This is a genomic window from Sulfuricaulis sp., assembly GCF_049587675.1.
GTDB lineage: Bacteria > Pseudomonadota > Gammaproteobacteria > Acidiferrobacterales > Sulfurifustaceae > Sulfuricaulis.
The window spans coordinates 1-9,526 of sequence record NZ_JBAVEJ010000102.1 but is presented as its reverse complement, the minus strand read 5'-3'; the positions used below and the strand labels follow the sequence as shown (position 1 = coordinate 9,526).

The following is a 9,526-nucleotide window of genomic DNA, read 5'->3' as shown; positions in this document are numbered from 1 at the left end:
GCCGTACTCGGTGCGCTTTTCCTTGAATGGACTGGCCGTGGTAACGACGTCAATGGAGGCACAGCTCACGGTATCGGCATAATAGGAACCCGACACGGCGACATTATCCGTCACGTTTTTTCGCACCAGCAGCGCCGGGCCTGTAACGCGGACACCTCCGCCATCGTAGTAATGGTACATACCGTCTGCGCGCTCATCGGGCAATACCGTGGCTTGGCCATGAACAGCAAACAGGCACAGGAACAGGATAATAGCGCCCATCCGGTACAGGCACGGCGCATGGCCCGCACCGCCCGGCGGCATCAAGCTCTTGCCGGTTGCATTAATTGCAACCACATCCGCCTCCTTCCGAGACAACTGCGCCACGCGCCGCTTCGCGTGTGTCGAATACATGCTGGCGATGCTTGTCGGAAATCGGATCGCGCGAGGTGCTCATGATCGGGTCGGCCAGATGTTCGCGCTCATATGGCTTGACCCATGGCTCGATCGCGCAACCCGTCAGGCTACATAGAAGCAAAAACATCGGTGTGATACTCGTCAGCTTCATATGATGCGATGTCATTCCTTCAGCAATTCCCGTATCTGGGTCTGGTACTTGCTCTCGATACCGGTCACGTAGCCTTTCTGTATATAGCGGACCTTTCCGTCACGATCGATCAGAATCGTCGTCGGCATGGCGCTGACCTGGTAGAGCACACTCGCGCGCTTGTCCGTATCGAACAGAATTGGATACGTGGCCTTGAGCTTGGATGCCATCTGGATCGCATTGTCCGACTCTGTATCGACATTGACGCCGAGCAGCACAAACCCGGTATCGCGGTATTTCTCGTAGAGCGTGTTCAATGCCGGCATTTCCTGGCGGCAGGGGCCACACCAGGTAGCCCAGAAATTGATCATGACGACCTGTCCACGCAACTCCTTCAATGACAGATTCTTGCCCTTCTGGCTCTTTAGTGTGAACTCCGGTGCCGGATACCCGGGCGAAATGTCCGCTGCGCATACCAGCGTAAAAGGAAGAAACAAAGCCAGAAAACCCGTCAATAATGTAATTGCACGACGCATGGCGCGGATACCTTCTTTTCAGAAAAGTTAGAAAAAAACCGTGAGGCCAACGGTCGCTTCGAAATTATTGGTGCGCTTGTTCGCACCCAACAGGTCGGAATCAAAAACGTAGTCACGCATGTCAATATGCATGGCCAACCAGTCGTTCAGCAGGATCCGGTAGCCTCCACCGAAATTGAAAGTTGAGTAATTTTCGTTGGCGAAAGTCGTCGTGCCGATTCCACCGATGATGTAAAAGGCACTGGCCATGGCCCAGCGACGGCCGATGAATATCTCGCCTGGCAGGACATTAAAACCGAGTGAGAGATTGTAGTACGTGAGGTCCTCTTCCTGTTTGTCGAAACCGGTGATCGGGAAAGCACGGCTGCGGAAGAACTCGTCGGAGATGGTCGACCGTGCATAGGCGCCCTCGATGAAAAAGTCCTCGGTCACGTGATACGCCAGGCGTACCCCATTCACGGACTCTGCGCTGAAATTCTCCATGCTGAGAATGCCGCTGTAGAACCCCACCTCTATGTCATCGGCATTGATGTGCGGCACCTTCACGTCGCGACGATCGAGTTGCGGTTGAATCACCTGTTCCTGGGCCGGAATAGACTTTTCTTCGGTATCGGCCAGGACAAATACCGGCAACAGTTGGGATGCCGCGCCCATGAACAACATAAGAATGTTGCGGTTCATCATCGGTATTGTTCTCGCATAGGATATTTAGAAGAAAACTCCCAGACCAATCGTCCATTCATTGAATGTATCGACTCGGTTGTCGTTGATTGGAACCATATACTCACGGAAATCACCGCGCACCATAAAATTCCGCGTCAGGTAAATACGCACTCCCAGTCCGGCGTTGGCCGCGGTTACCGAAATCTCCGGGGAATTCACCAGCGTCACCTTCGGCGTATTCTTGTAGCTGCCGACGCCCAGCGTGAAAAATGGCGACACGCGCTGGTCGGCGAACGGAAGCGCAATGAGATTCAGCTGCAGCAGCGATGAGCTCGAATACGCGGACGTAACCTGCGAAGCAGATAATTCGGTAATAAAGTTTGGTGTCAATCGATAGCCGACCCGCATCAATAACACCGGATCGCTGTCAAACTGCCCCCAACCGAACCCGACCTCAAGCCGACGATCGAGATAGTCCGCCAGCATTACGTCACGGAACGTGGTCTTGGCGCCTGCTTCTGTCAAAGTGTTTTCCAGCTGTGATCTGTTTACCCAGCCTTCCTTGCCGGTCGCTGTTCGCACCTTGAACCAGTCGGTCTTGCGCTTGAGTATCTCTATCCATTCCCCCCGCTCGGCGACGTAAAAAAGCGGATAACCGCGTCCCGGCTCGGTGCGCAACTCGATATACGGATCCACCACCTGCACACGCATGGTGTTTTCCTCCGCGTTCGCATCCGCGATCATGCATAACTGCAGCACGAAAAAAAAAATTACATATCGCATGGTGCTCCCGGCATGACGCGTCCGCTCAGGCTATGGACACGGATTGGCGGCATAAATTGCCTGGCATTGGGCCGTATCCAGTGCCGGATCGATATTTCCCCGATCCGCCACCGGATTCTGCATCCAATAAAGAATGCGTTGATAGTCCGGGTCCCCGGTTCCGACAAAGACCTGGGGGCCGATCCCGTGATTCACGCCTAATGGCCTCACCAACAGCCGGCTGTTCACGCCGTCGAGCGTTTGTGCGCGCGCGGATTCAAAATTACCCAGCCATTCCTGATCGGTGACCGGGGTTACATTGATCTGAAAGCTTTTGCCCGGCCCACCGGCATGGCAGTCGATGCACTCGATGGAACTGCCGCTGGCGAGCGTGAAGGTCTTGGTGAATATCGGATTGATGCATCGCTTATAATAGTCGATGCACAACGTGCTGCCAGTATCAGTGGACAAGGTCACGTCCTGGCCGCAACCGCTCGCCAGGAAGCCAACACCCATTACCGCCAACGCTCTGAATAACGATCGTCGATTCATCAACATCCGTTGGCCGTTTTTGCTGCCGTTATCCACTGCAATATTTCGGTATACAGCGGAGAAGTCGTATCTAGCACGTGAGGATGCGCCGGCTCGGGCGGAACGGCGGTCAGAGTCGAGGTCGGATAGCGCAGCAAATAACTCTTCGTCGGATCGCAAACGTTGTTCACCATGGTGGTCGTCACGTTGAAATCGCCTTCCACATTGCCGGTGAGCACCAGACGCTTGGCCTGGAACGGCGGGTCACCTGCCGCCCGGCCGACCGCAACGTGGCAACCGGCGCATTCGGTCAGCATCAGGGGTTGGACGCTGGCCTCAAACACCGCTTGATCCAGTCCGGTAACGGCGCGGAACTTGGTGCAAACGCCACTGGCATTGCGCGTCTCGCAGGGATCGTTGTAATACGTTCCGCCCAGGTCGATCCATTCCGCGATCACGCGTTTCTCGGAAATGTTCAGATACTGTGTATGGGCGTCCGCCGCCAGTTCCGCCGGCGGTTTCAATCCTTCCGCGAAAATACGCATGATCAGCTTCGTGGCGCGCGCCAGTCCCGGCTCTGCCAGTGGATCCTCACGATCCACCATGATTTCACCATCGCGCTCGATCAGGACCGGCAGGCCGTTAACCAGCTTGGGTTTGCCTATCATGAGCGCGTCATATGAAGCGACGCGGCCAGTTCCCGAGATTGAATCGCTCAGATCAAGAATATTCTGTGCGCTACCGCCGACACCGTGGCAACCGGTGGTGCATGATTTGTTCAGGATCGGCTGTATGTGATCCTTGTAGTTGATCACGATCGGTCCGGTCGTCGCGGGCGCGGCGGTCGTCAGGCCGGCATAGGTGATGTCGATAGGCGTGCCCTTGGTCAATGGATTTTTATTGGCATCGGTGTCGGGCGTCCAGACATCAGTGTATTGGATGTGGGGTTTTGGCAATACCTTGCCCGCACCAAGACTGAATTCTTCGTTGAAGCGAGTCTGCGCCATGACCTCGCCATCCTTGCCGGAAACCACGGAACCGTCGGAAAGGCGCAGACTCAGGACATGATTGTTCTGCGTCAGGTTGGTGCCGTTCAGCGCCGAGGTGGCGCCCTTGCGAGGCGAGTGGCAGCCGTTGCAGAACACCGCCTCACCCGGACGGCCCTGGATCCAGCTGGTATGGGTCTGAAGTGCGCGGCCGAAACGGTCCAGCACCGAAATCCCGATCGGCATGTCCGCCGGAATTTCAAACGCCATCGAACCATCCGGTTCAACCTCGACATAACCGACGATCTGCTGCATTTCAAATTCAGTTTCGCCAAGCGCTTCACGGCTGATGCCGCGCGGCGTCGGCACCGCCTTGACGATGCGCGCGAAACGGCCGGGTCGTTTGTCCGGCGCGGTGCCGGTAACCGGTGACGGGTCTTTCAGCTTGACAATATCAGCCACCTGGCTGCGCCGGTCGCAATTGGGGTAACGCGGTCTGCCGTCCAGACAAAGATTGATCCGGTTGTCCTTCATCGGAATGACAATCCCATCCGCTTGTTCCTGCGCCGACAACACGTTGTTCGTCATGCGGTTGCGCTCGGGCTCGGTGTCATAAATGCTGCCGACCGTCATGCTGACCATATTCCGTGTTTTGCGCCCGGTATCGACGCTGCTGGCCGCGAGCAGTTTCGGCTTTGGCCGCGCCATGAGCGCCACCGCATCCGTGACAAATTCCACCGGATCGCCATTGGCATTCACCCTCGGCAACACGATGGCACGCAGCGTCTTGGCGTCCTGGTCGAGCATGTACACGCCATACGCCGGCGTTTTTTCAACTTCGACCTGCTCAGGTTGGCCGGTGATCAGGCTGGTTTGCGTTTGTTGCACGGTTCGTCCACCCGGTGTAAACGAAACCAGCGCACGATGACTGCCGTCCCAGAGAGGATACGGCGCGGTGAACCGGCCGTTGGCGGAAACCCGCGAACCGAAATCAATGGGAGCAAAACTCGCTTGCGTCTGGGCAGTTCCCGATACACCGGGCGCCGGCTGGTCGATTTCAGAGAAATCGTCGGAATCGATGATCAACAGCGCGCCGCCCTCGTTGGTGCGCGACAAAGGCATGGCATCCGACATGATCCTCCCGTCGGGCATTTCACGGGGATGCAGGTAGCTCACAACCTGGCTGTGTGCGCCGTAATGGATAAACATCCCGGTCCCGTCGAGATTGGCGCGGAAAATCGAGAACTGATTCCGGCCGCCGACATGATCCCAGCGGCTGTACATGATATGGCCGTCCATGAGCACCGTGGGGTTGCGGTCATGGCTCTGGTTGAAGGAGATCTGCTCGATGCCGCTCCCGTCAGCGTTCATCACGTGCAGCACGGTCGACGTTTCGCGGTCGTATTCGTCTACGTACTTGTAACCAACGGTCTGAACGGATTGCTGCTGGCGGTTCGAGGAAAACACGATGCGCCCGTCCGGCAAATACGCGGGGTCCACGTCGTCACCTTTGTTTGCCTCGGTATTGTCCTGAATTACCCGCCGCAGGGTATCCGTGTCACGGTTGTATTCCCAAATATTCCAGGTCGAATCCGCGGGCCCCTTCATGGAAAACAGGATTTTCTTGCCGTCGTAGGAGACTTCCGGATCCGAGACATCGCCACGCCCCTGGGTATAGGAGGCAGTAATGTTTTTCTCGGTGGCGGTGGGCGAGGATATATCTCGAATATAGAGATCTCCGCCAGGATGGAAGGTCACGCTGTCCGTGGGATTTCCCACCGCGCTGTTCATGGACTGGGAATTGATCGGCCGCTTTACATAGGCGACAGGTACGTCGCTCGCCGTACTCGCGGTATCTGTACCGCCGGGAGCGGCACCACAACCCGTCAATATGAATGTTTCTGCAGCGAGAACTACACCAAGACAAACCTTCAGAATTTTCAGAGCTTTCATCCCGCCTCCCATGATTCCCGATCGTTTGACGATCTGATCTGCCGGGAAATCTACGTGTAGCCCTGGCGGCCCGACTGGCATGGGTGATAACGATTTCACCGTTAGCCTCGGGGCTTTGCGTCACCACCTTTCGATGGCTATGCCCTGATCAAAGCTGATTTATAACGAGCCTTAATTTTATGTTGATAAAATCGCTTATGTATGGCCCTTCATCGCGCCCTGTATCGCGCGTGTCGGTAACGCTATCATTATTTTTCAACGCCTTGGCCGAAAAAATCCGGCCATCGTTGCCAATTCCTACACGCGTAGATAATCGGCCGACAGATGGTAGGGGGTATTGCCGGCCTATCGGGATCGGCGTTTGAAGGCGTTTCGCTATTTAGGGAGCATTGATCCGGGAGGAACGGAAACTTCGCGCTGTTTATTCTGCAAGCCGGATGAATAATACATCCGGCCCGCGGCATCGATGATCACCGCGTCAACGCCGGGAATGGATTCGATCAGCTGCAATCCCTTCTCGGGTCCGAGGATGAATACCGGCTTGGTCAGGCCGTCCGTGGTGGTGGCGTCGGGGCCGATGACCGAGGCACTGTGCACACCTGTCGCCGAGCGCCCGGTTTTGGGATTGAGGATATGGTGATACCGAACTCCATCGACCTCGAAGAAACGTTCATAATCTCCGGAGGTCGAGATGGCCGAGTTGATCAGCGGGATAACGGCCACGACGTTGTCCTTGCGGCGCGGGTCGCGGATACCGACCATCCACGGCCGGCCTTCCCGGTCGCCGAGGACACGGCTGTCCCCGCCGGCTGTGACCAGGGCATGGGTAATCCCGCGCTTCTTGAGCAGGGCGATGCAGTTATCGACGGCGTAACCCTTGCCTATCCCTCCCAGGTCGATGCGCGTGCCGGGCCGGGAAAACCGGATCGTCTGTTTGTCCTTGTCGAGCAGCAGATGGCGATAATTGATGCCGGGTAACGCCATTTCGATCTCACTGTCCGTGGGCTTGATGTGGCGGCGGTAATCGTACATATACCCAACGCTGGAGAAGGTGATATCGAATACACCACCGCTGAGCTTTGAAAATTCAATGGAGCGCGAAAGGATATCGAACATTTCCGCGCTGATGGGAACGGGATGATCGGCCGCTTCGCGGTTGATCCGGGACAGTTCGCTCTCTGGCTTGAACGGGCTCATTTCCCTGTCGATGCGGTGCATCTCTTCCATCACCGCGTCGATCGCCGCCTCACCCGCCGCCTTGTCGTCGGACCAAAGTTCGACGCGAATGGCCGTGCCCATGATGGCCTCATCCCGGCTCAGCCACTGGGCCTGAGCCGGTAATGCCGCCACGAGAACAGCGCACAGGAACACCGCTTTCAGAAAAACGAAAAATGATTTCCCTGCCGAATCAGACCTTCTTTTCATGCATTCCGCCGTCCAAACCTTCCCGGTTCAATTTGAACTTGCCTGAAATGATTCTATGACCATCCATCACTGAACGCCGCCACCGTTTATCGACGACAAACGCCGATACACCGCCGGGTCAGACTGCCGGCGGTGTGATGTCTTTGAAATAATAAAATTAAAAGTGGCGTCCCCAAGGAGATTCGAACTCCTGTCGCCGCCGTGAAAGGGCAGTGTCCTAGGCCTCTAGACGATGGGGACGGATGAACTGACTGAAAAAAACAAAAGGGTTGTCCGCACGCAACCCCTTGTGTGAAATGGTGGAGCTAGCCGGGATCGAACCGGCGACCTCATGCATGCCATGCATGCGCTCTCCCAGCTGAGCTATAGCCCCTTCAGAGGCGCGCTACTTTACATGCCCGTCCACCGGCGGGTCAAGCCGTAACCGTTTGTTTCCTTATATATTCCAGGGCGGCATCAAGCCGTTCGAGCGTTTTCTCGCGCCCCACCAGCATCAGCGTCATGTCGATCGGCGGCGAGACCGCCTTGCCGGCCACGGCCACGCGCAACGGCTGCGCGATCTTGCCGAGCTTAAGCCCATGCGCTTCGGCGACACCAGCGACCACCTCGTGAATCGCCTGGGCCTCCCACAACGTCAGCACGGCGAGGCGTTCACGCAGATCCTTGAGTGGCTTTCCAGCCTCCGGCTTCAGGTGCGACGCGGCGTCCTTGGAATCGTAGCCCGCAAAGTCCTTGTAAAAAAATGCGCTGTTCTGCGCCATCTCGGCCAGGGTCTTGGCACGCTCGCGCTGGGCCTTGACCACCTCGATCAGGTCCGGGCCGCCCGCTGCGGGATCGATGCCCTGCCGGCCCAGATGGTGACTCAGATGATGCGCCACGTGTTTGGGGTCGCTGTTCTTAATATAGTGCTGGTTAAGCCAGGTCAGCTTTTCGGGATCAAAGGCCGCGGCTGAGCTGTGTACCTTGGTGACATCGAACAGCTTGATCATCTCATCGATGGAAAAAACTTCCTGGTCGCCGTGCGACCAGCCCAGGCGCGCCAGATAATTGAGTAGCGCCTCGGGCAGATAACCATCCTCGCGGTATTGCATCACGCTCACGGCGCCGTGGCGCTTCGACAGGCGCGCGCCATCCGGGCCCAGAATCATCGGCACGTGCGCATAAACCGGTGGCGTGAAATTGAGCGCCTTCAGCATGTTCATCTGGCGCGGAGTGTTATTGAGGTGATCGTCGCCGCGGATGACATGGGTAATCTTCATGTCCATGTCGTCGACCACGACGGTAAAATTGTATGTCGGTGAACCGTCGCCGCGCGCGATGATGAGATCGTCCAGCTCGCTGTTCTGGAACACCACACGTCCGCGGATGAGATCCTCCACTACCGCCGCGCCGTCAAGCGGATTCTTGAAACGCACGACCGGCGCAATCCCCGGCGGCGGATTTGACACGCCGTGGCGGCACTTACCGTCGTAACGCGGCTTTTCCTTGCGCGCCATCTGCTCCGCGCGCAGGCTATCCAGGCGTTCCTTGGTGCAGTAGCAGTGGTAGGCCGTGCCCTCCTTGAGCATCGTCGCAATCACTTCCTTATAGCGCGGGAAGCGATGCGTCTGGTAGAACGGCCCCTCGTCGTATTCCAATCCGAGCCAAGTCATGCCCTGCAGGATCGCGTCCACCGACTCGGCGGTGGAACGTTCGAGATCGGTGTCCTCGATGCGCAGGACGAAGGTTCCGCCGTGCTTGCGCGCGTACAGCCAGGAAAACAGCGCGGTGCGCGCGCCGCCAACGTGCAGATAACCGGTGGGGCTCGGGGCAAATCGGGTGCGGACGGTCACGGAAATGGTTCGATGGTTGGGAACGAACGCCTATGGTAAAGAAAATCGACGGCAAAATCAGCAGAATTGACGCTCATTCCCCACAGGCAGTAAACTTGCGCGCTCGTTTTCCCCGCAAAGGGGCGATTAGCTCAGCGGTAGAGCACTGCCTTCACACGGCAGGGGTCGCAGGTTCGAACCCTGCATCGCCCACCATCTCTCGATTTCCAAACAGATAGGGCCCGCTTCGCGGGCCCTATTATGTCGAACTTATTATTGGAGCTCAGTGAACTCGCGCTGCATGCTCCAGATGCACGGGTCGTTCCGGACGTC

General features: G+C 57.1%; 8 protein-coding genes, 3 tRNA genes, 1 pseudogene and 1 riboswitch. Of the genes and pseudogenes, 1 reads left to right on the top strand and 11 read right to left on the bottom strand.

Going from position 1 to position 9,526, the window contains the following annotated elements; genetic code table 11:
• The 11 genes and pseudogenes from WB402_RS05370 to gltX all read right to left on the bottom strand — a co-directional run.
• Window positions 1–336 (bottom strand): annotated as a pseudogene (locus WB402_RS05370) (hypothetical protein); the annotation flags it as partial.
• Window positions 323–562, bottom strand: a complete 240-nt coding sequence (locus WB402_RS05365; RefSeq protein WP_424205883.1) for a DUF4266 domain-containing protein — start codon at window positions 560–562, stop codon at window positions 323–325. The gene WB402_RS05365 and the pseudogene WB402_RS05370, both read right to left, overlap by 14 nt.
• Entirely contained in the window at window positions 559–1,062 is a 504-nt protein-coding gene (locus tag WB402_RS05360; RefSeq protein ID WP_424205882.1) for a TlpA family protein disulfide reductase, read from the bottom strand. The genes WB402_RS05365 and WB402_RS05360 overlap by 4 nt, the downstream gene beginning before the upstream one ends.
• Before the next feature lie 27 nt (window positions 1,063–1,089).
• Window positions 1,090–1,746, bottom strand: coding sequence for an outer membrane beta-barrel domain-containing protein (locus WB402_RS05355; protein WP_424205881.1), 657 nt, complete (start codon window positions 1,744–1,746; stop codon window positions 1,090–1,092).
• A gap of 24 nt (window positions 1,747–1,770) precedes the next feature.
• The gene (locus WB402_RS05350) at window positions 1,771–2,430 is read right to left on the bottom strand and encodes an outer membrane beta-barrel protein (RefSeq protein WP_424205880.1); all 660 of its coding nucleotides are present in this window, start codon (window positions 2,428–2,430) and stop codon (window positions 1,771–1,773) included.
• A gap of 108 nt (window positions 2,431–2,538) precedes the next feature.
• On the bottom strand, window positions 2,539–2,958 hold the full coding sequence (locus WB402_RS05345; RefSeq protein WP_424205879.1) for a hypothetical protein: 420 nt from the start codon (window positions 2,956–2,958) through the stop codon (window positions 2,539–2,541).
• Window positions 2,959–3,038: 80 nt separating this feature from the next.
• On the bottom strand, window positions 3,039–5,957 hold the full coding sequence (locus tag WB402_RS05340; RefSeq protein ID WP_424205878.1) for a hypothetical protein: 2,919 nt from the start codon (window positions 5,955–5,957) through the stop codon (window positions 3,039–3,041).
• Between the two features lie 61 nt (window positions 5,958–6,018).
• Window positions 6,019–6,111, bottom strand: a riboswitch (cyclic di-GMP riboswitch).
• Between the two features lie 221 nt (window positions 6,112–6,332).
• The gene (locus WB402_RS05335; RefSeq protein ID WP_424205877.1) at window positions 6,333–7,382 is read right to left on the bottom strand and encodes an FAD:protein FMN transferase; all 1,050 of its coding nucleotides are present in this window, start codon (window positions 7,380–7,382) and stop codon (window positions 6,333–6,335) included.
• A gap of 164 nt (window positions 7,383–7,546) precedes the next feature.
• Window positions 7,547–7,622 (bottom strand) — tRNA-Glu (locus WB402_RS05330).
• A 57-nt stretch (window positions 7,623–7,679) separates the two neighbouring features.
• Window positions 7,680–7,755: transfer RNA gene (locus WB402_RS05325), tRNA-Ala, on the bottom strand.
• A 40-nt stretch (window positions 7,756–7,795) separates the two neighbouring features.
• A complete protein-coding gene (gene gltX / locus WB402_RS05320) occupies window positions 7,796–9,214 on the bottom strand; it encodes a glutamate--tRNA ligase (protein ID WP_424205876.1) in 1,419 nt (472 codons plus the stop codon).
• A gap of 120 nt (window positions 9,215–9,334) precedes the next feature.
• Between gltX and WB402_RS05315 the strand changes: the two genes are divergently transcribed.
• Window positions 9,335–9,409, top strand: a tRNA-Val gene (locus WB402_RS05315).
• Window positions 9,410–9,526: the final 117 nt, after the last annotated feature.